Here is a 22,906-nt window from a genome sequence, read left to right on the forward strand (position 1 = left end):
GGCTCAATAGACTGCATCGGACGTGGCTTCCGATCAACCGGCATGGAGGCGGGAATGGGCATCGAACATCCGAAATACAAAGTGGCGGTGGTGCAGGCGGCGCCGGCCTGGCTCGACCTCGACGCCTCGATCGACAAGACGGTCGCACTGATCAGGGAGGCCGCGGAGAAGGGCGCCAAGCTGATCGCCTTTCCCGAGGCGTTCATCCCCGGTTACCCCTGGCATATCTGGATGGACTCGCCGGCCTGGGCGATCGGCCGCGGATTCGTGCAGCGCTATTTCGACAATTCATTGTCCTATGACAGCCAGCAGGCTGAAAAGCTGCGCGAGGCCGTGCGCAGGGCAAAGCTCACCGCCGTGATCGGTCTCTCCGAACGCGACGGCGGCAGCCTCTATCTGGCGCAATGGCTGATCGGACCCGACGGCGAAACCATCGCAAAGCGCCGCAAGCTGCGGCCGACCCATGCCGAGCGCACCGTCTATGGCGAAGGAGATGGCAGCGACCTCGCCGTGCATGCCAGAGCCGACATCGGCCGTCTCGGCGCGCTGTGCTGCTGGGAGCATCTCCAGCCGCTGTCGAAATACGCGATGTACGCGCAGAACGAACAGGTGCACGTCGCGGCCTGGCCGAGCTTCTCGCTCTACGATCCCTTTGCGCCGGCGCTCGGGGCCGAGGTGAACAATGCGGCTTCGCGCGTCTACGCGGTGGAAGGCTCCTGCTTCGTGCTCGCACCTTGTGCGACGGTGTCGCAAGGAATGATCGACGAACTGTGCGACCGGCCCGACAAGCATGCCCTGCTGCATGCCGGCGGCGGTTTTGCCGCGATCTACGGCCCCGACGGCAGCCAGATCGGCGAGAAGCTGGCGCCGGACCAGGAGGGCCTCCTGATTGCCGAGATCGACCTCGGCGCCATCGGCATCGCCAAGAACGCCGCCGATCCCGCCGGGCACTATTCGCGGCCCGACGTGACGCGGCTCCTGCTCAACAACAAGCCGTACAAGCGGGTCGAGCAATTTGCGCTGCCGGTTGACACCGTCGAGCCCAAGGACATCGCCGCGGCGGCGAGCTGATCGTCGGCGTCGAGGAGAGGGCACGATCATGGAATCCGCAATTCCTCTGCATCTCGAGGCCCCGCGCACGCGCCACAAGCGCGTGCCGGACGACTATCAGCCGCCATATCCTTCGTTCGTGGCGCGCTACAAGCCTGCCGTCGGCTGCGTCGTGATGGCCTATTTCGGCGTGCAATATCGCGGTGAGGCGCCGGCGGCGACGGACGCGTTGAAAGAAATCGCAGGGCTCTTCGCTGCGGAGAACGGTCCGTCACATTGGGACCGCGCGCATTATGTCGATCGGTCTGGTCATGAGAACGTTGTCTCGGTCGCCTATTGGGACGATGTCGCGCGTTTCGATGCCTGGTTCGCACCGGCGCGCGAGGCCTGGACCGGAAAACAGCGGGACGGCATCGGCACCTTCATCGAGGTGCTGCGACCCGCTGTGGCGCGGCACGAGACGCTGTTCTCCTCGCCGGACCGGCCCGAAGGGGTTGCCGCAATCGCCGGCGGCATGAGCGGCGAGGTGCAGGAGCACGCCTATTGGGGCGGCATGCGCGACCGTATCCCGCTGTCTCAGACCGACGCCATGGCGCCCGGCGGCGCACCGGAGCTGATCCGCGACGGCGCGCGGCTGCGCGTCGTGGCGCACGACAATCTGTGCCTGATCCGCTCCGGGCAGGACTGGAGCGATACCGAAGCGTCCGAGCGCAAGCTCTATCTCGACGATGTCGAGCCGGTGCTGCGCGAGGGCATGGATTTCCTGCGCGACGACGGCCTCGGCATCGGCTGCTACGCCAACCGCTACATGCGCGTGCTCGCGGCTGACGGAAGCGTCAGCGAAAAGTCCTATGGCCAGAGCTGGTGGAAGAGTCTCGCTGCGCTCGAACGCTGGGCAGAGTCGCACCCGACCCACGTCAAGATCTTCGGTGCGGCGATGAAATATCTGTCGACGCTCGGGCCGTCAGCCAAGCTGCGGCTCTATCACGAGGTGACGGTGGCCGCTGCCGACGAACAGTTCTTCGAATACCTGAACTGTCATCCAAAGACGGGCATGCTGGCAGCGGTGGAGACTGTCGGCGCCTGATAGGCTAGGTCACGCAATGGCCGAGCAGCTCGGGATGCGCGGCGCAGATGTGATGTGCGCCGGCCTCCTTTAGCTCGGCCTCGCTGCCATAGCCGTAGAGCACGCCGATGGCGGTCATGCCGTTGGTGCGGGCACCGACCACGTCATGACTGCGATCGCCGATCATGATGGCGCGCTGCGGATCGACCCTGGCCTCATCGAGCGCGTAGCGGAGCAGGTCGCGCTTGTCGACGCGGGTGCCGTCGAGCTCGGAGCCGAACACGCGCTCGAAATACGGTTTCAGGCCGAAATGATCGACGATGCGCGTGGCATAGACGGCGGGCTTGCTGGTCGCCACGAACATGCGCTGACTTGTCGCTGCGAGCGTCGACAATGTGTCCGTAATTCCGCTGTAAGCCTCGTTCTCGAACAGCCCGATGTCGCTGAAGCGCTCGCGATAGAGCAGGAGCGCGCGGTCAGCGAGTTCATCGGTCCCGGTGAGCCTCTTGAGGCTGGCATGCAGCGGAGGGCCGATGCACCAGGTCAGTTCGTCCTCGCTCGGCACCGAAACGCCGAGCCGTTCCAGCGCGTACTGGATCGAGCGGGTGATCCCGGGCTTCGGGTTGGTCAGCGTGCCGTCGAGATCAAAAAAGATTGTCACCATCGGAGCGGGACCTGCGTTGATACTGCCGCTCGTTGCTAGTTGGCTGGGGTTCCAAGTCAAGGTCCGATTTGTCCGATAACGTCAATGCCATGCGAATAGCTCGGGTTATCGCTGTCCTGTGCCAGGCCCTCGTACTGTCGCCGGCGCTGGCGGAGGAGGCGCCTCCGCCCGTCGTGCCTCCGAATGCCGAGGAACCCGCAAAGCCGGCGGAGAAACCGAAGGACGCCCGCGAGAGCGACACGCGGGAATCGCTCTGCCTGATCATCGAGGCGGCGGCGCGCGAGGCCAATCTGCCGCTCGAATTCTTCGCCCGGGTGATCTGGCAGGAGAGCCGCTTCCAGTCCGACGCGGTCGGACCGCTGACCCGCAACGGCGAGCACGCACAAGGGATCGCGCAGTTCATGCCGGGCACGGCAAGCGAGCGCGGGCTGCTCAATCCGTTCAATCCGGTGCAGGCATTGCCGAAGTCGGCGGAGTTCTTGAACGAGCTGCGCAACCAGTTCGGTAATCTCGGCCTCGCGGCGGCCGCCTACAATGCCGGCCCGCGGCGGGTGCAGGAATGGCTCGCGGGCACGGGACCGATGCCGGAGCAGACCCGCAACTACGTCTTCGCCATCACCGGCACGAGCGTCGATGCCTGGGCCAAGGCAGGCAGCACCGGCAAGGGACCGCCGAGTTCACCGCCGACGAGCTGCGGTGATCTGATGGCGCTGCTCAAGCGCGCGCCAAATCCGTTCGTCGCCGAGCTCGAGCAGCATGTCGAGCTTGCGGCGGCAAAGGTCTGGGGCGTGCAGCTTGCCGCCGGCTTCGACCGCAACAGGGCGCTGGCGATGTATTCCCGGGCCGTCACGAAACTGAGCGCCGTGATCGGCGAGCGTGATCCGAGCCTGCTGAGCTCGGTGATGCGCAGCCGCGGCACGCGCGCTTTCTATCAGGTGCGCATCGGTGCCGACACGCGCGCCGAGGCGGACGATCTGTGCAATCGTATCCGCAAAGCGGGCGGTGCGTGCTTCGTGCTGAAGAACAGGGGTGTGAGCGGGTAGGCCCCTCGTCATTCCGGGGCGCGCCTCTTGGCGCGAGCCCGGAATCCATCGGGCCGCAGAGATCGTGGTGAAATGGATTCCGGGCTCGCGACTTTGTCGCGCCCCGGAATGACGTCGGCGGGTGCCCCGCGCCACGTGCGCATGCCAGCCCCGCCGCGGGCTTTCTTGACGTGCGTCGCCGTATCGCCCGTTATGAGGCACGATTCCTCTCCTCGACCAAACCTCCCGTGGCGCTTCCTCCGCTCGATTCACCTCAATGGCAAAGCTCCTGGCGCGCCTTTGCGTGGGGGCTGCGCTCGATCACGCAGACGATCCTCACCATCGTGCTGTTCGTGACCTATCTCGGCATCGGCGCGCTCGCCCACGACACCCATTTCAGCCTGCTCTGGGCGCTCGCCTCGACGTTGTTCGTCTGGGCGGGTCCTGCGCAGATCATCCTGATTACCACGCTTGGCTCGGGTGCCACCATCATCCAGTCGGCGATCGCGGTCACCGTCAGCGCCATCCGCCTGTTTCCGATGGTGGTCTCGGTGTTGCCGTTGATGCGCACGCCGACGACGAAACGGCGCGAGCTGATCTTCACCGCGCATCTCACCGCCGTCACGCTCTGGGTCGAATGCCACCGCTTCCTGCCGCTTGTGCCGCGCGAGCGGCGCATCGCCTTCGTCCACGGGCTCGGCTGTGGCCTGGTCTCGGTGTGCCTCACCGCCAACACGGTTGGCTATTTCCTCGCCGCCAACCTGACGCAGACGCTTGGCGCCGCGATCCTGCTGCTGACGCCGCTGTCGTTCCTGTTCTCGACTGCGCGCAACAGCCGCGAGGTCGCCGATGTGGTCGCACTCGTGCTGGGCATATTGCTCTATCCGCTGGCCGTGAAGATGAACTCGGGCCTTGATATCCTGGTCAGCGGCCTCATGGCTGGCACGATCGCCTATGGCGTGCATTGGCGGCGGGAGGTGCGCGCATGAGCTTGGCGCAGCTCATCGGCGACTGGCACGCGCTGGCCGTGCTGTTCGTCGCCGGCGTGGTTCCCAATCAGATATGGCGCATGCTGGGCCTGTGGTTCGGCGGCGGCATCGACGAAGGCTCCGAGCTGCTGGTCTGGGTGCGGGCGGTCGCGACCGCGATCCTGGCCGGTGTCATCGCCCAGATCGTGGTCGAGCCGCCAGGGGCGCTTGCCAGCGTGCCGGATATCTTGCGCTATGGCGCGGTGGGGGCCGGGCTCGTCGTCTTCCTGCTGACCCGCCGCTCGATCTTTGCGGGCGTCGTCACGGGCGAAGTCTTCATGCTGGCCGGAAAGTGGTGGTTGGGCTAAAACCGCCGGCGAACAGCAAGGAACAGGAAATATGGTTCGCGAACAGGAGCTCCGCGAGGGCGAGGTCGCCATCGAACTGCCGCCCGCAGAGGATGCCGGCCTCGTCTTCATCGGCCGCATCCGCACCCCCTGGACGTCGCGGCTGGAGACGCCGCGGCAGGGGCGTCACGACGGCCCGGTGTGCCGGCTCGAAATATTCGAGCCGTTCGTGCCGGCCATCAAGGGCGTCGATTTCTACAGCAACCTCGAAGTGCTCTACTGGCTCGACAGGTCGCGGCGCGACATCATCCTGCAGAGCCCAAAGAACAACGAGAAGACCCGCGGCACGTTTTCGCTACGCTCACCGGTGCGGCCCAATCCGATCGGCACCTCGATCGTGAAGCTGGTCGGCATCGAGGGCAATGCGATCCTGGTGCGCGGACTTGACTGCCTCGACAACACGCCGCTGATCGACATCAAGCCGGACCGTTGCGAGTTCACGCCACTGGCGGCGCCGCAGAAGGGCGATTTCGAGACGGAGTGAGGTCTCTGCTCCGTCATTGCGAGGAGCCTCGCGACGAAGCAATCCAGACCGTCGCCGCGGAAGCAGTCTGGATTGCTTCGCTTCGCTCGCAATGACGAGGAGGAGCCATCGTAGCCCGCATGGAGCGAAGCGGAATGCGGGGACAGTCCCGGATTGTGCTTCGCTCCATCCGGGCTACGGGGCGCGCCCCGGAATGACGAGCGGAGAGATCTACCCCGCCTTCAACGCCGCGATCAGCTTGGCCGCGTGCTCTTCCAGCACCTTGGCGTCTTCCTTGCGGCTCGCGGGCGGCAGCATGGCGACACCGTCGCGGCGCGGCATCACGTGCATGTGGAGATGAAACACCACCTGTCCGCCGGCGGGCTCGTTGAACTGCTGCACGGTGATTCCGTCGGCTTCGAACGCCTTCATCGCTGCCGCCGCGATCTTGTGCGCGCCGCGGGCGACATGGGCGAAGTCGTCCGGTCTGATGTCGAGGATGTTGCGGGCAGCGGCCTTCGGGATCACCAGCGTGTGGCCAGGCACGCGCGGCATGATGTCGAGAAAGGCGAAGACGTGTTCGTCCTCGTACACCTTGTAGGAGGGCAGCTCGCCGCGCAGGATCTTTGCGAAGATGTTGTTGGTGTCGTAGGCGGTCATGCTAGCTCCTCGGCGGCTCCTCGAGATTTTGCGCTTACTGTCACCAGCAACGGCGAGGCGTCAAGGCGCCTCGTCGGCGCCTTTGCGGAACGGGCCGAGCTCGGCGAGCTCGCGTCCGGCTTCCGCAACATAGGCGCGCTCGCGCTTGAGATAGTCGTCGATGGCGCGCCGCAGGCCCGGATCGGCGATGAAGTGGGCGGAATAGGTCGTCTTCGGCAGATAGCCGCGTGCGATCTTGTGCTCGCCCTGTGCGCCGGCCTCGACGTGCCGGAGGCCGCGCTTGATGGCGAAATCAATCGCCTGATAGTAGCAGACCTCGAAATGCAGGAACGGATGATGCTCGACCGCGCCCCAGTTGCGGCCGAACAGCGTGTCTGAGCCGATGAAGTTGATCGCGCCTGCGATCCAGCGATTGTTGCGGCGGGCCATCACCAGCAGCACGTCCTCGCTCATCGTCTCGCCGATCAGCGAGAAGAACTCGCGCGTCAGATACGGCCGGCCCCATTTGCGCGAGCCGGTCTCCATGTAGAATTCGAAGAACGCGTCCCAGGCGTCCTCGGTGATGTCTTTGCCCGTGAGCCAGTGGATGGTGATGCCGGCGGAGAGCGCATCGCGTCGCTCGCGCTTGATCGACTTGCGGTGGCGCGAGTTCAGCGTCGCCAGAAAGTCATCGAAGCTGGCAAAGCCATCATTGTGCCAGTGGAACTGCTGGTCGGTGCGCTGGAGGAAGCCGTGCTTGGCGAGCAGCTTCCATTCGGCCTCGCGGGCGAAGGTGACGTGCACCGAGGAGGCCTTGCTGACCCCGCACAGCGCCACCAGCCCGCTCGCCAGGGCCTCGCTGATCCGCTCGCGGTCGACACCGTCGCGGACCAGCAGACGCGGTCCTGTGGCTGGGGTGAACGGAACCGAGACCTGGAGCTTCGGATAGTAGCGCCCGCCCGCGCGTTCATAGGCGTCCGCCCAGCCCCGGTCGAAGACATATTCGCCCTGCGAGTGCGACTTGAGATAGCAGGGCACTACGCCGGCGACGCGACCGTCGAGCTTGGCCACGAGATGCCGCGGTCCCCAGCCGGTGCGGATCGTCGCTGAGCCCGATTTCTCAGCGGCGGAGAGAAATGCGTGTGAGACGAACGGGTTATAGGCCGACTTTAAGAGACCGGCGGAATCGCCTGGAAGGGCGGATGAGGTTCCCGTGCCATTCCCATTGCAAGCCTTGCCGGGATTGGCGCAGGCGTCCCAATCCTCCGGTGCCACTTCGCCAATCGAAGGTACGGCCTCGAGCGTGATTTCGGATGATGCCATCGTCCCCAAGATCGTGCATTGCAGCAGCGACTTCAAGGGTGGGGAACGCCTCTCTCGTGCCCGGACGCAGTGCAGCGCTCCTTCAGCGGGGCGCTGCAGAGCCGGGGCCCATGTGGCAGCACGTTCGCGGAGGGATGGGTCCCGGCTCTGCGCCGCAACGCTTGGAGCGTTGCAGCTTGTCCGGGACACGAGCGCGTTCGCATGCCGTACCCTACGGCACGAACCCCTCGAAGATCATCTGATCCGCATATTGACCGACCCGCGTCCGCTGCTCCGGCGTGCGCACGGTCCAGCCGAGCAGGGCGCAGCCGAAGACGTTGCGGGCAATCCAGGGGGCGGGGCCGGCAGGTGATCGACTTTGAACGCCACAAAGTGCGGCTGGGTCTGCAAGCCGTGGCGCAGGTACAGCATGCTGTCGCGCTGCGCCTGGGTCAGCTTGGCCCAGTACTCGTCCTCGAGGTCTGCTGCGCGACGATGCCGCGCGGGCGGGAGCAGCGCCTCGCGTAGCGCCAGCACCTGGTCGGGATCGAAGGACATGCCGACGGCGGGACCGTCATAGGACGCCAGCACCTCGGCCATCCGCTTCACCAGCTTGCGGTCGCCGCCAAAATGGCTCTTCACCTCGATCACCAGCGGTACCCGACCGGCGACCAGGGCGCAGAGATCGCCGAGCGACATCATCCGCTCCGGCGTATCCTTGAACTTGACGGCTTTCAGCTCGGCCGCGGTTTTCTCGATCACCTCTCCAGTGGCCTCGGTGAGGCGGCCGAGCGCATGGTCGTGATGCACCATGGCCTCGCCGTCGGCGGAGAGCTGGATATCGACCTCGATCGAAAAATTGCCTGCGATTGCGGCCTGGACCGCGCCCGGCATGTTTTCCACGATGCCGCGCGAAATGTCATGCAGGCCGCGATGGGCGACCGGCCGGGCTGTCAGCCAATCCGGAGCGCGCATTCGGGTCAGGCGACCTCGAACACGCCGTCGACCTCGACCGCCGCATCGGCAGGCAGCGAGGCGACCCCGACGGTGGTGCGGGCATGGCGGCCCTTGTCACCGAAGGCCGCGACCATCAGGTCGGAAGCACCGTTCAGCACCTCGGGCCCGTCCAGGAAGTCGGGCGCCGAGTTGATGAAACCGCCGAGGCGGACCACGCGCACGACCTTGTCGAGGTCGCCGAGCGCGGCCTTGACCTGGGCCAGCAGGTTCACCGCGCAGCCGCGGGCGGCCGCAGCGCCGTCTTCGATCGAGACGCCGGCACCCAGCTTGCCCTTGGCGATCAGCTTGCCGGCGGGATCGAAGCAGACCTGGCCGGAGACGAACAGCAAATTGCCGGTGCGCACGAACGGCACATAGTTGGCGACGGGAGTGGGGGCTTCATGCAGCTTGATGCCTTGTTCCGCCAGTTTCTGCTCGACTGTGCCAGCCATGTTCGACCTCGTTGTCCAAGAATTCATCTGCCCCGACGCCTCTGGAGGCCGGCGGCCCTGTTTCGCTCATCGTGCCGCCACATGCAAGCAACCGAAGGGACTGCATTTTGTTGAGGCAGGGGAGGAGGTTCAACGCGGGAGCCGCAACTTTACGTGAAACGGCCTCAGTTGCGACGCAATGGATCGGTCATTAAAATGTCTAATCTGCGCTCCCCAAGGACGCATCCTCAAGGAACAGACATGGTGCACCTTTTCCGGACTTCGCTCGGTGTGATGGCGCTCGCGGCGGCCACTGTCGGCCTTGGCGGCGAGGCGCAGGCTGCCAAGGGTCCGTTCCTCGCGCACCAGGCGCTTTATGACCTTAGCCTCGTGAAATCGCGCTCCAACTCGGTCAACAGTGCCCGCGGCCGCATCCTCTACAATTTCACGGGGAATGCCTGCGAGGGTTATACCTCGGAATTCCGCCAGGTCTCCGAGCTCGACAGCGGCGAGGGTAAGGTCACGCTGAGCGACCTCCGGTCCAATTCCTGGGAGGACGCCGCCGGCAAGAGCTACCGCTTCAACATCGAGACGCGCATGAACGAGGCGGATGCCGGCCGCGTCGACGGCTCGGCCGAGCGCGACGGCGACCACATCAACGTCAAGCTGAAGCTGCCGGCGCCGAAGACATTTACCCTCGACGGCAAGATCGTATTCCCGACCGAGCAGATCCAGCGCATCATCGCTGCAGCCAACGAAGGCAAGTCGCTGCTCGAGCTCTCCGTCTATGACGGCTCCGACGATGGCCAGAAGGTCTACAACACACTGACCGTGATCGGCCAGCCGATCCCGGCCGACCGTGCCACCGCGTCCGACCCGTCGATCTCCGACGAGCATATGAAATCGCTCAAGCGCTGGCCCGTCACCGTCAGTTACTTCGACCGCGAGGCCCAGCAGAAGGAAGGCGAGCAGACGCCGGTCTACGCGATGGCGTTCGAGCTCTACGAGAACGGCGTCTCCCGCCAGCTCGTGCTCGACTACAACGATTTCGTGATCTCCGGCGCGATGGGCAAGTTCGACGTGAAGGACAGCAAGCCCTGTAATTAATGGGGCTGCGTTCTCTCCTCCGTCATTGCGAGCGCAGCGAAGCAATCCAGACTATTTCCATGGTGACAGTCTGAGCTGCTTCGTCGCAAGAGCTCCTCGCAATGACGGGGCTGGCTCTCCGCGCGCTCTCCAGCTACCCTCCATCCCAACCACAAACATCCGGGAGGCCAGCACCATGCCCAAGCTCGACCATCTCCGCCCCAGCGGCCTGCATCACAATCCCGCCTATTCGCACGTCGTCACCGCTACCGGCGCGCGCACCATCTACATCTCCGGTCAGGTGTCGGTGGACGAGGAGGGGCGGATCGTCGGCGAGGGCGATATTGCCGCGCAGACGACGCAGGTGATGCAGAATCTCGGCCACGCGCTGAAAGCGGCGGGGGCGAGCTACGCCAACATCGTCAAGATCACGACCTTCGTCGTGAACTACAAGCCGGAGCTGCGCCCCATCATCGGCAAAGCCCGCTCCGTCTTCTTCGAAGGCATGGAGCCACCGGCCTCGACGCTCGTCGGCGTCTCCGCGCTGGCCGCACCGGAGTGGCTGATCGAGATCGAGGCGGTGGCGGTCGCGGATTGAGGTCTCTCTTGTAGCCCGGATGGAGCGAAGCGTAATCCGGGTCTGCTGCTAGGATGCGCTGTCCCGGATTGCGCTACGCTCCATCCGGGCTACGAGTGTCTCGCGCCAGACATCTTCTGTAGAACAGCCATCGCTTCGTCCGCCTTGTCGATGGGCACGAAGAGGTGATCGTGATGGAAGGCCGAAACGGCATTCACGCTGATGCCGGCGTCGGCCAGACGCGCTGTGATTGCAGCCAGGAAGCCGACCGCGTCCAGCGACGAATGAACCGTCAGAGTGATCAGGCGCGAGGCGAACTCGTAGCGTAGGCCTGCCGCTTCGGCCTCTTCGAGAGCGATCACCAGCGTTGTTCCTTCGCGTTCGCGGAACGTCAGGATCGGACTGATGGCGGCTGGAATGATCGCGCTCGGCGCAAGCGTGCAAAACACGAAGATGCCGTCCAGGATCTCCGGCTTCATGTTACTCAGCAGCGCGTCGAGATCGCGTTCGCCTGTCACGGTGCTAGCCCCTGAACCGGTAGGATCGTTTGAGCCCATGCGAAGCTATCGGCGACAGAGGCTGTTGGAGCCATGGTCAACATACCTTTGTATATCTCCTCTAATCCTTCTCATGCGCTGATCTTACGCTGGTAGAATTGAGCGACGGCGGGAGAGTCTTACAATTTGAGTCCACTCGGGTCACTGCGAGGAGGCTCAAATGAACGTCGTCATTCGAAAGCTCAACGGCTTGTGGCACCTCATCGTCGGGTCTTGTCAGATCCGAACGCCGTTCCTGGAAACTCAGGATCGGCATTTGGCCGTTCAGTATGCCCGGCGCGCCTATCCGGGTGCACGGATCTTCGAACGCGACTGAGTTGAGCAGGACTCGATCACTCCTGCGCCTTCTCCGGCCCCTCATACGCAATGCCGCGGATCACCGCGGCACTGCCGAACTTCTTGCGCAGACTGTCCACCGCGCGCTCGGCGTGCGCGGCGCGGCGGTCGAGCATGTCGGTGTCGTCGGAGACCGAGCCGTCGCGCAGCGCGCTGACGCCGGCGCCCATCAGGCGGAAGGCGGTGCCGTCGATCTCTTTCGCCAGCATCTCGCGGCAGATCGAGAAGATCTTTGCGGCGAGCTGCGTCGGGGCGGCGATCGACTGCGAGCGCGTGCGCTGGCGGAAATCGGCGGTCTTCAGCTTCAGCGTGACGGTCGAGCCGGCGAGCTCGCTGCTCTTGAGACGCGACGACGTCTTCTCGCATAGCCGCCACAAGATCTTCTCCAGCGTCGCGAAATCGCGGATGTCGCTCTCGAATGTGGTTTCGCTGGAAATCGTCTTGGCGCCGCGATCAGGCTCGACGCGGCGGTCGTCGATGCCGCGCGCAAGCCGCCACAGCCGGCGGCCGTCGCTCGGAAACTGCCGCATCATCTCGGTCTCGTCGGCCTTCTGCAGATCGGCGATGATGCGGAAGCCGCGCTGCAAGAGGCGTTCCTGCGTGGCCGGTCCGACGCCAAAGATGAAGCCGACCGGCCTCGAAGACAGCATCAAGCGCGCTTCGTCCTGGTCGAGCGCGGCAAAGCCGCGCGGCTTGTCGAGGTCGGAGGCGATCTTGGCCAAAAACTTGTTGCAGGACAGGCCGACCGAGACGGTGATGCCGATGTCGCGCTCGACCTCGTAGGCAAAACGCGCCAGCACCTTTGCCGGGATCATGCCGTGGACGCGCTCGGTGCCGGACAGATCGAGGAAGGCCTCGTCGATCGAGAGCGGCTCGACCAGCGGCGTCAGCGCCTGCATGGACTGGCGCACCTCGCGGCCGACCCGGACGTACTTCGACATGTCGGGCGGGATCACGGTGGCGTGCGGGCAGGCCTCCAGAGCCTTGAACATCGGCATGGCCGAGCGCACGCCATAGGTGCGGGCGATGTAGCAGGCAGCCGACACCACGCCGCGCTTGCCTCCGCCGATGATGACGGGCTTATCGGCGATAGCAGGATTGTCGCGCTTCTCGACCGTCGCATAAAAGGCGTCGCAGTCGATATGGGCGATGGTCAGGCCCGCGAGCGCGCGGTGGCGGACCAGGCGAGGGGATCCGCAGGCGGAACAGCGCCTCACGCCCATATCCAGATCGGCCAGACAATCCCGGCAGAAGCAGCGGGGCCCGGCCGGATCGGGTTCGGTCACGGCACGTCGCGCTCCCAGGAGGGGTCGCCGAGCGCGTCGCCCAGCACCTGCCGCGCCGCGGCAACGTTGGTTGGATGCAGTTCCGCGGTCTTCGCAAACGCCTTCACGGTCTCGTCATCGCGCAGCACGAAATCGAGCACGCTGAGCAGGAAATTGGGGTCGGAGGCGGCATTGCGCAGGGTCTCCGGACCGACCCCTGTCTCAGCCAGGAACAGGCCCAGCCGCTCGGGCTCGCCGGCGACGAAGGACAGGGCCTGAATCGCAACGATTTCAGCGACTTCGCGGGGGTTGTGAACAGGCTTTTTCACGGGGCCGGTTTGCCTTTCCGTTAACTTTCGGTCTCTAATTTGGAATCATCATGCCCGAGTCTTCGCCTCGAGTCTTGCGAGCCCGACAAGCAACTGGAAACCACATCGCAGAAAGTCGGCCCTCGGGTTTAACGAAACTAGAGCGAATCTGGGGCTAGTTTGAATCCAGTTTTCGAAGCGCCGGCGAGCGGCGCCTGAGGCGTCACATGTATGGGTCTGCGGACCAATCAGGAGGGCGGGATGGCTAAGACCGTCCTGATCGTGGAAGACAACGAGCTCAACATGAAGCTCTTCCGCGACCTGTTGGAGGCGCACGGTTACCAGACCTCCGGCACCAGCAACGGCTACGAGGCGCTCGATCTCGTTCGCAAGATGAGGCCCGACCTCGTGCTGATGGATATCCAACTGCCGCAGGTCTCGGGCCTCGAGGTGACACGCTGGATCAAGGACGATCCGGAGCTACGCGCCATTCCCGTCGTCGCGGTCACGGCCTTCGCGATGAAGGGCGACGAAGAGCGCATCCGCGAGGGCGGCTGCGAAGCCTATTTGTCCAAGCCGATCTCGGTCGGCAAATTCATTGAGACGGTCCGGCGTTTTATCGGATAGGAAGTGAGTTCAAAGTGTCCGCGCGTATCCTGGTTGTCGATGACGTTCCTGCCAACGTCAAGCTCCTCGAAGCCCGCCTGTCTGCCGAATATTTCGACGTGATGACTGCGGCGAACGGCGCCGAGGCGCTGGCGATCAGCCGGCGCGCCGAATGCGACATCATCCTGCTCGACGTGATGATGCCCGACATGGACGGCTTCGAAGTTTGCCGCCGCCTGAAGACGGACCCTGCCACCCACCACATTCCCGTCGTGATGGTCACCGCGCTCGACAGCCCGTCCGACCGCAACCGCGGACTTGAAGCCGGCGCCGACGATTTCCTGACAAAACCCGTCTCCGACGTGGTCCTGATCGCGCGCGTGCGCTCGCTGACGCGGCTGAAGATGATGACCGATGAGCTGCGCATGCGCGCCATCACCTCGCTTGAGATCGGCATGCAGGCGCCCGAGCGCAGCGCCGTGGCCGACACCGGCAAGGGCGGCCGCATCCTGCTGGTCGACGACCGCGAGTCCTCCTATGAGCGGCTGGCGACGATCCTCGCCGCCGAGCACACCATCGACGTCGAGCCGAACCCGACGGAAGCGCTATTCCACGCCGCCGAGGGCAATTACGACCTCTTGATCGTTTCGCTCGATCTCAACAATTTCGATGGCCTGCGGCTCTGCAGCCAGGCGCGCTCGCTGGAGCGCACGCGCCACGTCCCGATCCTGGCGATCGCCGACCCCGAGAACTCGACGCGGCTGCTCCGCGGCCTCGAGATCGGCGTCAACGACTATCTGCTGCGCCCCATCGACAAGACCGAGCTGCTGGCGCGGGCCCGCACCCAGATCCGCCGCCGCCGCTACACCGATCACCTGCGCGACAACGTGCAGAACTCGATCGAGATGGCGATCACCGACGCGCTCACCGGGCTGCACAACCGCCGCTACATGGAGAGTCATCTGGCGACGCTCGCCGAGCAGGCCGCGACCCGCGGCAAGCCGCTCGCGCTGATGATTTTGGACATCGATTACTTCAAGTCGATCAACGACAATTACGGCCATGACGCCGGTGACGACGTGCTGCGCGAGTTCGCGGTGCGGGTGCGCAAGTCGATCCGCGGCATTGACCTTGCCTGCCGCTATGGCGGCGAGGAGTTCGTCATCGTGATGCCCGAGACCGATCTCCACGTCGCCGGCATGGTCGCCGAGCGCCTGCGCCGCTCGATCGCGGGCGAGCCGTTTGCGATCCACAAAGGGACGAAGCGCATCGAGGTCACGATCTCGATTGGCCTGACCACGCTGGAGCAGAAGGGCGAGGCGGTCGCCGACGTCCTCAAGCGCGCCGACACCGCGCTCTACCGCGCCAAGCACGACGGTCGCAACCGGGTGGTGGCGCAGGCCGCGTGAGCTGCCGGCACAATAAGTGCGAAAACAACCCCATGCACAGTAGCCGGCGATAGCAAGATCAACGGCTTACGTGAGAAGCAGGGCGGTTTGCGCTGGCGGCAGCGCCATTTGACACGTCGGGCAAAACAGGGGCATTCTGCCATCATCCCGAACAGGTCCTACAAACTCCGCTGTCATTCCCCGCGCATGCGGGAATCCAGTACGCCGCGGCCTTTCGGTTCTAACCTCGCTGCCTCTGGAATACTGGATCACCCGCCTTCGCGGGTGATGACACCGAGTGATGCGGTGGCAGCGATCACTGCGGCGGACACTTGTCCTTCACCGGCTTCGCATCATCCCCCACATCCACCCCCGCATTTCGCAGCAGCACCTTTGCGGCCTCCTTTGCCGCCCTGGCCATCGCCGGATCGTCGCGGACGAGGTCCTGGGCGATGGAGCCGTCGACGAGCAGCACGAGCTGCGTTGCGAGCGCCTCCGCATCCGCAACGCCGAGCTCGTTCGACCGATCGCGAAACCAGACGCGGCGGCTTTCCTTGAAGGCGATTGCGATCTTCTTCACCGCGCGGTCGGAAGGCCCGAGCTCGGCGACCGCATTCACGAACGGGCAGCCGCGAAAATCCTTGGCGGCGAAGCGTCGCTCCAGCGAATCGAACGTCGCAAGGATCTGCTCGGCCGGCGGCTTGTCGGAGGGGCGCGCGCTGACGAAGCGGCGCTCGAGGTAAGCCGCGATCAGCGCGTCCTTGGAGGGGAAGTGGTTGTAGAGCGTGCGCTTGGAAATGCCGATCTCGGCCGCGATGGTGTCGACGCCAATGGCGCGAATGCCTTGCAGATAGAACAGCTTGTCGGCGGTCTGAAGGATCCGCTCTTTCATCGTCTGTGGGGCGGGCGGGGGAGCCATGCGGTAGCGCGCGTCCTGTTCGCTTGACAGCACCGGCCCTTTATAGCCTAAGTACACAGGTCTGTGTACCCAAAATCAACGGCAAAAGCAGACGGCGGCGTTCGCGCCGTGCCCAAAAGGGAGAAGAAAAATGCCCCTGTTGCAGGTCCTGCGTCCGACCTTGCCCATCCTGATCGGCGCCTCGATCATGCTGACGCTGAGCATGGGACTGCGGCAGTCGCTCGGCATCTTCCTGCAGCCGCTGACGCATGACATCCACATCTCGGTGTCGGATTTCACACTGGCGCTGGCCGTGCAAAACCTCGCCTGGGGCTTTCTCCAGCCACTCGCCGGCGCCATGACCGAGCGCTACGGCTTTCGTCCCATCATGATCGTGGGCGCGCTGATGTACATCGTCGGCCTCGCGCTGATGGCGACCGCCAACGGGCTTGTCAGCATCATGATCGGCGCCGGCGTTCTGATCGGCACCTCGCTGGCCTGCACGGCCGCTGCGATCGCGATGTCGGTGGCGGCGCGCGCGGTGCCTGAGACGGTGCGCTCGACCGTGCTCGGCATCGTCTCCGGCGCGGGCTCGCTCGGCGCGCTGCTGTCGGCGCCGATCGGGCAGATGCTCAACGAGGGCTTTGGCTGGCGCATTGGCCTTGCCGGCTTCGTCATCATGTCGGTGTTGATGATCCCCGCCGCCTGGTACGCCGGTCGCGTCGACCAGATCCCGCTGCCCAAGCCGGCCGCCGACGAAATCGACGATGCCACCGCCGCGATTGCGGCGCGGACCGCGTTCGGCAATGCATCCTTCGTGGTGATGACCTGCGCCTATCTCGTCTGTGGCATGCAGCTCGTGTTCCTCACCACGCATCTGCCGTCGTATCTGGCGATCTGCGGCCTCGACCCGATGCTGAGCGCGCAGACGCTCGGCATGATCGGTGGCTTCAACGTGCTGGGCTCGCTGTTCTTCGGCTGGGCCGGGCAGCGCTGGAACAAGCTGGCGCTGCTGGGTGCGATCTACATCCTGCGCTCGCTGGCGCTCGCCTGGTATTTCATGCTGCCGGCGACGTCATTCTCGACGCTGCTGTTCGGCGCGATCATGGGCTTCCTCTGGATGGGTGTCGGCCCGCTGGTTGCGGGCGCGGTCGCCGAGATGTTCGGCCTGCGCTGGCAGGCGATGATCCAGGGCCTCGCCTTCATGAGCCACCAGATCGGCAGCTTCCTCGGCGCCTACGGGGGAGGGCTGCTCTACGACGCGCTCGGCTCCTACACCATGGCCTGGCGCATCGGCGTGGCACTGGGCCTCGCCGGCGGCATCGTGCAGGTGGCGTTCGCGCTGATCCGGCCGTCGCAGCCGCCGGTGTTGAAGGCGGCGTAGCGAGGGGCGTTCGTAAGCGCCAAGCAAGCGTCGCGCCGCTTGGTCGCGAACAGCCGCTCGTGCCCCCGAAGCGGACCAGGCGCGGCGTCCAGACCCCGGCCTTTCGTCCGGCTGGGACGGAAGATGTTCATCCTGCTATATTAACCAGACTGGCAGGGTGGCGGTGGCTATGGCGCGCGTTGAGAGACGGTTAGCGGCGGTGCTGGCAGCGGACGTTGCGGGTTACTCGCGGTTAATGGGCGCCGATGAGGTCGGCACGCTCGAAGCCCTTAAGGTCATTCGCCGCGAAATCGTCGATCCAGCCATTGCGGAGCACAAGGGCAGGATCGTCAAGACAACTGGCGATGGCCTCCTGGTCGAATTCGCCAGCGCTGTCGACGCGGTGACTTGCGCCATGACCGTTCAAGAGAAGATGGCCGGCCGGGAAGGACCGATTGCCTTTCGCATCGGCATCAACATCGGCGACATTATCAGCGACGAAAACGACATCTTCGGTGATGGCGTGAATGTGGCTGCACGCGTTGAGAACGAGTGCGTGCCGGGCGGCGTGTGCTTGTCGGGAAATGCGTTCGAACAAGTCAGGGGAAAGACGACATTCGAGTTCGATGATCTAGGCGAACGATCGCTGAAGAACATCGATCGGGCGGTTCGACTATATGGAGTCAAGCTTGCCAATGCGAAGCCAGCGACTGCGGAGAGCAATCGACTGCTGTCATTACCCGACAAACCTTCAATCGCGGTTCTCCCGTTTCAGAATATGTCCGGCGACCCGGAACAAGAGTACTTCGCCGATGGCATGGTGGAGGACATCATCACTGCGCTGTCCCGATTCAAATGGCTGTTCGTGATCGCCCGCAATTCGACCTTTACCTACAAGGGGCGGTCCGTTGACATCAGGCAGGTTGGACGCGAACTGGGGGTTCGTTACGTGTTGGAAGGCAGCGTGCGGCGGGCGGCCGACCGCGTACGGATCACAGCGCAGCTCATTGACGCGGAGACCAGGGCCCATATCTGGGCAGATCGCTACGACCGCGCGGTCGACGACATCTTTGCCTTGCAGGACGAAATTACCGTGAGCACCGTCGCCGCGATCGAGCCCAGCGTGCGTCAGGCCGAAATTGAACGGGCGAAGCGCAAGCGCCCTGATAATCTCGACGCCTACGACCTCGTGTTACGTGCGACGCCTCTAGTGGACACCGGGATGCCGGAGGGCGCGTCGCAGGCAGTGCCACTGCTCGAGCGCGCACTTCTGCTCGAGCCGAACTACGCGCTCGCGCACGGCCAGACGGCGTTCTGCAATGAAATACTGTATCTCCGAGCGGGAAGGCGTGAAGACAATCGCACGGCCGCGATACGGCACGCGCATACTGCAGTGGCGCTTGGCCCCGACGATGCCCCGGCACTCGTCTACGCCGCAATCGCTATCGGTCTCGTCGAACATGACCGTATCTTGGCTCTGGAAACGTTCGAGGCCGCCCTGGCAATCTCCCCGTCGGCGGCGTGGGGCTATTCCTGGGGCGCGTTGATCTTGGGCTGGGGAGGGGAAGCCGAGCGCGCCATCGAATGGGGCGAGCGGGGTATCCGGCTTAGTCCATTCGATCCGTGGATTACCGCAGCGCTGCATGGCATTTGCATGGGGCATTTTCTTCGCGGACGCTATGAAGATGCTGCGGCGGCAGCGCAACGGGCCATTCGCAGCAAACCAGGTTTCAGCGTCTCGCACATGTTTCTGGCAGCGTCGCTTGCCAAACTCGGACGAATGGAAGATGCGAATGCAGCCGCCGAGCGCGTGATGCAACTTCAGCCCAATTTCAGCAGCAATGGTCAGTGCTCCGCCATCGGCTGCGTGCCGGTGCTCGCAACACCTCTGATCGAAGCAATGCGCGCTTCAGGTCTTCCCGAATAACCGGGATCCGCCACCAGGCGGCCGATGCGTCAGCACAGTTGACTTTTAACCAAGGTTCCACAGGGCTAGGCTGCCGAGATTAATGATCGCGCTCCCGCCAGATGGTGAGAGGAGGCGTGGCATGATCGAACAGCCGCACTTTGACGCGTATTCAATCCCAGCACGTATCTGCTTTACCGTTGCATTGCTTGGTTGTGCCGTACTGATCGCCGTGTTGGTTACGAGCGTCTACTTCCTGGAATAAGGTGCAGGAGTGAACCTTCGCGACGAACCAGGCTCGCGCCATCGGCATGGCGGCTGGGATACGAGAGGGGCGAGCGGGCAAAATAAAAACGGGGCCCGAAAGGGCCCCGCAAAACTCTTCAACGCTGCGCCGATCTTACTTGATCTTGGCTTCGCGGAATTCGACGTGCTTGCGCGCGACCGGGTCGTACTTCTTCTTGACCAGCTTGTTGGTCATGGTGCGCGAATTCTTCTTGGCGACGTAGTAGAAGCCGGTGTCGGCCGAGGACACGAGCTTGACCTTGATGGTGACCGCTTTGGCCATGTTCTGAACCTCAGAAAATTGGGGAATCTGGAGCCGGCCAAACGGCCCGCGTTGGCCGGCAACCTAGCCAGAGCCTCGACGCTGGTGTTCGGCGCGCTGATGGGGTTCCTCTGGCTCGGCGTCGGGCCGCTGGTTGCGGGCGCTGTCGCAGAGATGTTCGGCCTGCAATGGCAGGCGATGATTCACGGGCTCGCCTTCATGAGCCACCAGGTCGGTAGCTTCGTCGGCGCCTATGGCGGCGGGCTGATCTATGGCGCGCTCGGCTCCTACAACATGGCTTGGCGGATCGGCGTCGCGGTGGGCTCGCCGCCGGCATCGTTCAGATCGCGTTTGCGATAAAGCCGACGGCGCCACCCGTGCTGCGAACCGTATAGGCATCGTCAGCGATTGCTTATTTGTTGGGCGATGCGCTGCTGCGTGAAGCAGCGCAACGCGCGATTGCCGCAAAGCAGCAAACTGGAATCGCTGCGCATTCAGTAGCTTGAATGAATCGCATCGATGGTGCGAATCTTGCACGTCCTTTGATCAGGAATTGGAACGTCTCTGACGCTTTCCGATCTGGTGACAAGGGAAAGGCCGATAAGCCATGAGGCTGGTCGCCGCCAGTCTCCAGTCATCGAGGCTCGACGACCTCATCGCGCCGAGCCGCGATCATTGTGTCCCAAAAACCCGAGCTGATCGCGCTGGCGTCGTCACGCCGGCGCGAACGATCGTTTCCGCGGTTCCACTCGAACAATGCCCAGAAAACATCTCTTGCGACTTGGGAGGACGATGATGGAGTCGAGAACATCCACGCGCCAAAGGCTCGTGACGTTGTTGGTCGCGCTGGTGGGAATTGCGCTTCTCTACCTCGCCCTCGGCGAGGTCGCGCTGGCCGAGGATGCGGCCCCGCCCGCTTGCGGCGGCAAGATCCTCGAGAAGTGCACGCCCAATCCTGGCGACACCGCCTGGATGCTCACCTCCGTTGCGCTGGTGCTGATGATGACGGTCCCGGGTCTCGGGCTGTTCTATGGCGGCATGGTGCGCAAGAAGAACGTGGGCGACACCGTGATGACGAGTTTTGCGGTGACGTGCCTCGTCACCATCCTGTTCGCGATCCTGACCTATAGCCTGGCCTTCCGCGCCGGCACGCCGTTCATCGGCGGGCTGGACCGCATGTTTCTGAAGGATATCCTCAGCGACATCGGCAAGGGCGGGATCGGTAATCCCAATCCGCTCGCAGCGACGATCCCCGAGAGCGTCTACATCTGCTTCCAGATGACCTTTGCGATCATCACGCCGGCGCTGATTGCCGGCGCGTTCGCCGAGCGGATGAAGTTCTCCGCGATGCTCTGGTTCATCGGCCTGTGGGCGATCTTCGTCTATGCGCCGATCGCGCATTGGGTATGGGGCCCTGACGGCATCTTCGCCTCCGGCAACGACGCCGCCTGGGTCAAGGTGCTCGATTTCGCCGGCGGGACCGTGGTGCATATCAATGCCGGCGTGGCCGGCCTGATGTGCGCCATCATGCTCGGCAAGCGCAAGGAGACGGGACCGGCCCATAACATGGTGCTGACCTTCATCGGCGCCTCGCTGCTCTGGGTCGGCTGGTTCGGCTTCAACGCCGGCTCCGCGGTGACGGCGGGCATGCAGGCCGGCATGGCGATGCTGGTGACGCAGATCGCAACTGCGGTCGCCGGCTTCACCTGGATGCTGGTGGAGTGGTCGCTCAAGGGCAAGCCGACGGTGGTCGGCATCTGCTCGGGGGCGGTCGCGGGCCTCGTCGCCATCACGCCGGCGTCCGGTTTCGTCAGCCCGGTAGGGGCCTTCGTGATCGGGATCGCGGCCGGCGCCCTCTGCTACTGGGGATGCACCGGGCTGAAGGCCATGTTCAGCTATGACGATGCGCTCGATTGCTTCGGCGTCCACGCCGTCGGCGGCATCGTCGGCGCATTGCTCACCGGCGTTTTCGCCGTCGAGCAATATGGCGGCACTGCGGGTGCGCTGGAGGGAAACCCGATCCAGTTCGTCAACCAGTGCATCGGCGTCGCCACGGTCTTTGTCTACGATGCCGTCGTCAGCCTGATCATCCTCTACGTGGTCAAGCTCTTCGTCGGCTTGCGGGTATCGGAGGATATGGAGCGCGACGGTCTCGATCTCGCACTGCATGGCGAGGTCGTGCACTAAGGCCTGTTTACAGTCGCTAGTTTGCGAGGAAAGCCGCGACGAGATTGAGGAGGCCGGCAAAGCAGGCGTCTGTCTTTTCGTAGCGAGTTGCGATGCGGCGGAATGCCTTGAGCTGGCAGAAGAAGTTCTCGACCAGGTGGCGCCATTTGTACATTTCGGCGTCGTGCGGGATGCGCCCGGCGCGGTCGGCCTTGGACGGGATGACCGCTGCGGCGCCGCGTTGGTTCAGATTGGCGCGCAGCCAGTTATTATCGAAGGCCTTGTCGCCGATCAGCGCTTCAAAATCGAGGCCAGTGATCAAAGGCTCGACGCCAATGCTGTCGTGACGCTGGCCGGGCAGCAGGGTGAAGCGAATGAGATTGCCGAGTGCGTCGACCAGAGCCATGATTTTGGTAGTCAGGCCACCACGCGAGCGGCCTATGGCCTGATTTTGAGTTCCCCTTTTGCCCCGGTGCCATGTTGGTGGACCCGGACGAGTGTGCCGTCGATCAGGACATATTCGAAATCGGGATCGTCACAGAGAGCTTTGAAGACCCGCTCCCAGACCCCCTTCTGCGCCCAGCGCCAGAAGCGCGTATACACTGTGAACCACTTGCCGAACGCTTCCGGCAGATCTCGCCACGGCGAGCCCGTGCGCGCAATCCAAAGAACTGCTTCGATAAAGAGCCGGTTGTTACGCCCGGTGCCGCCGGGATCACCGGCTTTGCCAGACAATTCCGGCGCAATCCGCTCCCACTGCGCATCGCTCAACATCAATCGAATCAAGGCTGATCTCCAATTTTCAGCCTTGAATCAATTTTCTACTGATTTGGGAATCCTGTCTGTAAACAGGCCTTAGATCGCCGACGGCAATGTTGAACCAATCCGGCCATCC

Annotated in this window: 25 protein-coding genes and 2 pseudogenes; 16 read left to right on the forward strand and 11 right to left on the reverse strand. The window is 64.0% G+C overall.

What is annotated here, in order from left to right:
- Window positions 1-54: 54 nt before the first annotated feature.
- Window positions 55-1,071, forward strand: a complete 1,017-nt coding sequence (locus tag ACSKB8_RS28145) for a carbon-nitrogen hydrolase family protein (RefSeq protein ID WP_438107747.1) — start codon at window positions 55-57, stop codon at window positions 1,069-1,071.
- A 28-nt stretch (window positions 1,072-1,099) separates the two neighbouring features.
- Window positions 1,100-2,137: a phenylacetaldoxime dehydratase family protein gene (locus tag ACSKB8_RS28150; protein ID WP_438107748.1), complete on the forward strand. Its 1,038-nt coding sequence runs from the start codon at window positions 1,100-1,102 to the stop codon at window positions 2,135-2,137.
- Between the two features lie 4 nt (window positions 2,138-2,141).
- Here the strand turns inward: ACSKB8_RS28150 and ACSKB8_RS28155 are convergent, their stop codons facing one another.
- Window positions 2,142-2,780, reverse strand: coding sequence for an HAD family hydrolase (locus ACSKB8_RS28155; RefSeq protein WP_438107749.1), 639 nt, complete (start codon window positions 2,778-2,780; stop codon window positions 2,142-2,144).
- An 89-nt stretch (window positions 2,781-2,869) separates the two neighbouring features.
- On the opposite strand from ACSKB8_RS28155, the gene ACSKB8_RS28160 reads away from it, so the two are divergent.
- The 4 genes from ACSKB8_RS28160 (at window position 2,870) to tsaA (ending at window position 5,661) form a co-directional block, all read left to right on the forward strand.
- Window positions 2,870-3,823 carry a transglycosylase SLT domain-containing protein gene (locus ACSKB8_RS28160; RefSeq protein ID WP_438107750.1) on the forward strand — a complete coding sequence of 318 codons (954 nt, stop codon included), beginning with the start codon at window positions 2,870-2,872 and terminating at the stop codon, window positions 3,821-3,823.
- Window positions 3,824-4,050: 227 nt separating this feature from the next.
- The gene (locus tag ACSKB8_RS28165) at window positions 4,051-4,791 is read left to right on the forward strand and encodes an AzlC family ABC transporter permease (RefSeq protein WP_438107751.1); all 741 of its coding nucleotides are present in this window, start codon (window positions 4,051-4,053) and stop codon (window positions 4,789-4,791) included.
- Window positions 4,788-5,138: an AzlD domain-containing protein gene (locus tag ACSKB8_RS28170; RefSeq protein ID WP_438107752.1), complete on the forward strand. Its 351-nt coding sequence runs from the start codon at window positions 4,788-4,790 to the stop codon at window positions 5,136-5,138. The genes ACSKB8_RS28165 and ACSKB8_RS28170 overlap by 4 nt, the downstream gene beginning before the upstream one ends.
- 31 nt (window positions 5,139-5,169) lie before the next feature.
- The gene (gene tsaA, locus ACSKB8_RS28175; RefSeq protein ID WP_438107753.1) at window positions 5,170-5,661 is read left to right on the forward strand and encodes a tRNA (N6-threonylcarbamoyladenosine(37)-N6)-methyltransferase TrmO; all 492 of its coding nucleotides are present in this window, start codon (window positions 5,170-5,172) and stop codon (window positions 5,659-5,661) included.
- A gap of 210 nt (window positions 5,662-5,871) precedes the next feature.
- On the opposite strand, the gene ACSKB8_RS28180 is transcribed toward tsaA, so the two are convergent.
- The 4 genes and pseudogenes from ACSKB8_RS28180 to ACSKB8_RS28195 all read right to left on the reverse strand — a co-directional run bounded on the left by ACSKB8_RS28180 (window position 5,872) and on the right by ACSKB8_RS28195 (window position 9,029).
- Window positions 5,872-6,300 (reverse strand): HIT family protein, encoded by a 429-nt coding sequence (locus tag ACSKB8_RS28180; protein WP_438107754.1) that lies wholly within the window; start codon window positions 6,298-6,300, stop codon window positions 5,872-5,874.
- A 60-nt stretch (window positions 6,301-6,360) separates the two neighbouring features.
- Window positions 6,361-7,602 carry a GNAT family N-acetyltransferase gene (locus ACSKB8_RS28185; protein ID WP_438107755.1) on the reverse strand — a complete coding sequence of 414 codons (1,242 nt, stop codon included), beginning with the start codon at window positions 7,600-7,602 and terminating at the stop codon, window positions 6,361-6,363.
- 211 nt (window positions 7,603-7,813) lie between these two features.
- Window positions 7,814-8,556, reverse strand: a pseudogene (locus tag ACSKB8_RS28190) (glycerophosphodiester phosphodiesterase).
- A 5-nt stretch (window positions 8,557-8,561) separates the two neighbouring features.
- Window positions 8,562-9,029, reverse strand: coding sequence for a RidA family protein (locus ACSKB8_RS28195; RefSeq protein ID WP_438107756.1), 468 nt, complete (start codon window positions 9,027-9,029; stop codon window positions 8,562-8,564).
- A gap of 240 nt (window positions 9,030-9,269) precedes the next feature.
- Between ACSKB8_RS28195 and ACSKB8_RS28200 the strand changes: the two genes are divergently transcribed.
- Entirely contained in the window at window positions 9,270-10,115 is an 846-nt protein-coding gene (locus tag ACSKB8_RS28200) for a cell envelope integrity EipB family protein (RefSeq protein WP_438107757.1), read from the forward strand.
- Between the two features lie 175 nt (window positions 10,116-10,290).
- Window positions 10,291-10,692, forward strand: a complete 402-nt coding sequence (locus ACSKB8_RS28205) for a RidA family protein (RefSeq protein ID WP_091899125.1) — start codon at window positions 10,291-10,293, stop codon at window positions 10,690-10,692.
- 89 nt (window positions 10,693-10,781) lie between these two features.
- On the opposite strand, the gene ACSKB8_RS28210 is transcribed toward ACSKB8_RS28205, so the two are convergent.
- Window positions 10,782-11,189, reverse strand: coding sequence for an ACT domain-containing protein (locus ACSKB8_RS28210; RefSeq protein ID WP_438107758.1), 408 nt, complete (start codon window positions 11,187-11,189; stop codon window positions 10,782-10,784).
- Between the two features lie 199 nt (window positions 11,190-11,388).
- Here ACSKB8_RS28210 and ACSKB8_RS28215 point away from each other — a divergent pair, with 199 nt between their 5' ends.
- Entirely contained in the window at window positions 11,389-11,544 is a 156-nt protein-coding gene (locus ACSKB8_RS28215) for a hypothetical protein (RefSeq protein ID WP_438107759.1), read from the forward strand.
- 16 nt (window positions 11,545-11,560) lie between these two features.
- Here the strand turns inward: ACSKB8_RS28215 and ACSKB8_RS28220 are convergent, their stop codons facing one another.
- Together ACSKB8_RS28220 and ACSKB8_RS28225 are read right to left on the reverse strand one after the other, a co-directional pair.
- Entirely contained in the window at window positions 11,561-12,850 is a 1,290-nt protein-coding gene (locus ACSKB8_RS28220) for a DNA polymerase IV (protein ID WP_438107760.1), read from the reverse strand.
- A complete protein-coding gene (locus ACSKB8_RS28225; protein ID WP_091895933.1) occupies window positions 12,847-13,158 on the reverse strand; it encodes a DUF3572 domain-containing protein in 312 nt (103 codons plus the stop codon). Before ACSKB8_RS28225 ends, ACSKB8_RS28220 begins: the two co-directional genes overlap by 4 nt.
- Window positions 13,159-13,398: 240 nt before the next feature.
- On the opposite strand from ACSKB8_RS28225, the gene ACSKB8_RS28230 reads away from it, so the two are divergent.
- Both ACSKB8_RS28230 and ACSKB8_RS28235 read left to right on the forward strand, forming a co-directional pair.
- The gene (locus tag ACSKB8_RS28230) at window positions 13,399-13,764 is read left to right on the forward strand and encodes a response regulator (protein WP_008566616.1); all 366 of its coding nucleotides are present in this window, start codon (window positions 13,399-13,401) and stop codon (window positions 13,762-13,764) included.
- Between the two features lie 14 nt (window positions 13,765-13,778).
- Window positions 13,779-15,152: a PleD family two-component system response regulator gene (locus ACSKB8_RS28235; protein WP_128933302.1), complete on the forward strand. Its 1,374-nt coding sequence runs from the start codon at window positions 13,779-13,781 to the stop codon at window positions 15,150-15,152.
- Window positions 15,153-15,447: 295 nt separating this feature from the next.
- Here ACSKB8_RS28235 and ACSKB8_RS28240 read toward each other — a convergent pair whose 3' ends face one another.
- Window positions 15,448-16,050, reverse strand: coding sequence for a TetR/AcrR family transcriptional regulator (locus tag ACSKB8_RS28240; protein WP_438110706.1), 603 nt, complete (start codon window positions 16,048-16,050; stop codon window positions 15,448-15,450).
- Between the two features lie 130 nt (window positions 16,051-16,180).
- On the opposite strand from ACSKB8_RS28240, the gene ACSKB8_RS28245 reads away from it, so the two are divergent.
- The 3 genes from ACSKB8_RS28245 to ACSKB8_RS28255 all read left to right on the forward strand — a co-directional run bounded on the left by ACSKB8_RS28245 (window position 16,181) and on the right by ACSKB8_RS28255 (window position 19,563).
- The gene (locus tag ACSKB8_RS28245) at window positions 16,181-17,413 is read left to right on the forward strand and encodes an MFS transporter (protein ID WP_091895942.1); all 1,233 of its coding nucleotides are present in this window, start codon (window positions 16,181-16,183) and stop codon (window positions 17,411-17,413) included.
- 169 nt (window positions 17,414-17,582) lie between these two features.
- Window positions 17,583-19,319: an adenylate/guanylate cyclase domain-containing protein gene (locus ACSKB8_RS28250; RefSeq protein WP_438107761.1), complete on the forward strand. Its 1,737-nt coding sequence runs from the start codon at window positions 17,583-17,585 to the stop codon at window positions 19,317-19,319.
- Window positions 19,320-19,440: 121 nt separating this feature from the next.
- Window positions 19,441-19,563 carry a hypothetical protein gene (locus ACSKB8_RS28255; RefSeq protein WP_276339337.1) on the forward strand — a complete coding sequence of 41 codons (123 nt, stop codon included), beginning with the start codon at window positions 19,441-19,443 and terminating at the stop codon, window positions 19,561-19,563.
- A gap of 135 nt (window positions 19,564-19,698) precedes the next feature.
- Here ACSKB8_RS28255 and rpmG read toward each other — a convergent pair whose 3' ends face one another.
- The gene (rpmG, locus tag ACSKB8_RS28260) at window positions 19,699-19,866 is read right to left on the reverse strand and encodes a 50S ribosomal protein L33 (protein ID WP_438107762.1); all 168 of its coding nucleotides are present in this window, start codon (window positions 19,864-19,866) and stop codon (window positions 19,699-19,701) included.
- Window positions 19,867-19,941: 75 nt separating this feature from the next.
- Here rpmG and ACSKB8_RS28265 point away from each other — a divergent pair.
- Together ACSKB8_RS28265 and ACSKB8_RS28270 are read left to right on the forward strand one after the other, a co-directional pair.
- Window positions 19,942-20,240, forward strand: a pseudogene (locus ACSKB8_RS28265) (MFS transporter); the annotation flags it as partial.
- Between the two features lie 397 nt (window positions 20,241-20,637).
- The gene (locus ACSKB8_RS28270) at window positions 20,638-22,032 is read left to right on the forward strand and encodes an ammonium transporter (protein WP_438107763.1); all 1,395 of its coding nucleotides are present in this window, start codon (window positions 20,638-20,640) and stop codon (window positions 22,030-22,032) included.
- A 16-nt stretch (window positions 22,033-22,048) separates the two neighbouring features.
- On the opposite strand, the gene ACSKB8_RS28275 is transcribed toward ACSKB8_RS28270, so the two are convergent.
- Window positions 22,049-22,797 (reverse strand): IS5 family transposase gene (locus ACSKB8_RS28275; RefSeq protein WP_438107764.1). Its coding sequence is split into 2 segments (ribosomal slippage): window positions 22,049-22,473 and window positions 22,473-22,797, totalling 750 coding nucleotides; the frame shifts between segments, so codons are not numbered across the junction.
- Window positions 22,798-22,906 lie beyond the last annotated feature (109 nt).

The organism is Bradyrhizobium sp. BR 1432 (assembly GCF_051547705.1).
GTDB lineage: Bacteria > Pseudomonadota > Alphaproteobacteria > Rhizobiales > Xanthobacteraceae > Bradyrhizobium > Bradyrhizobium zhanjiangense.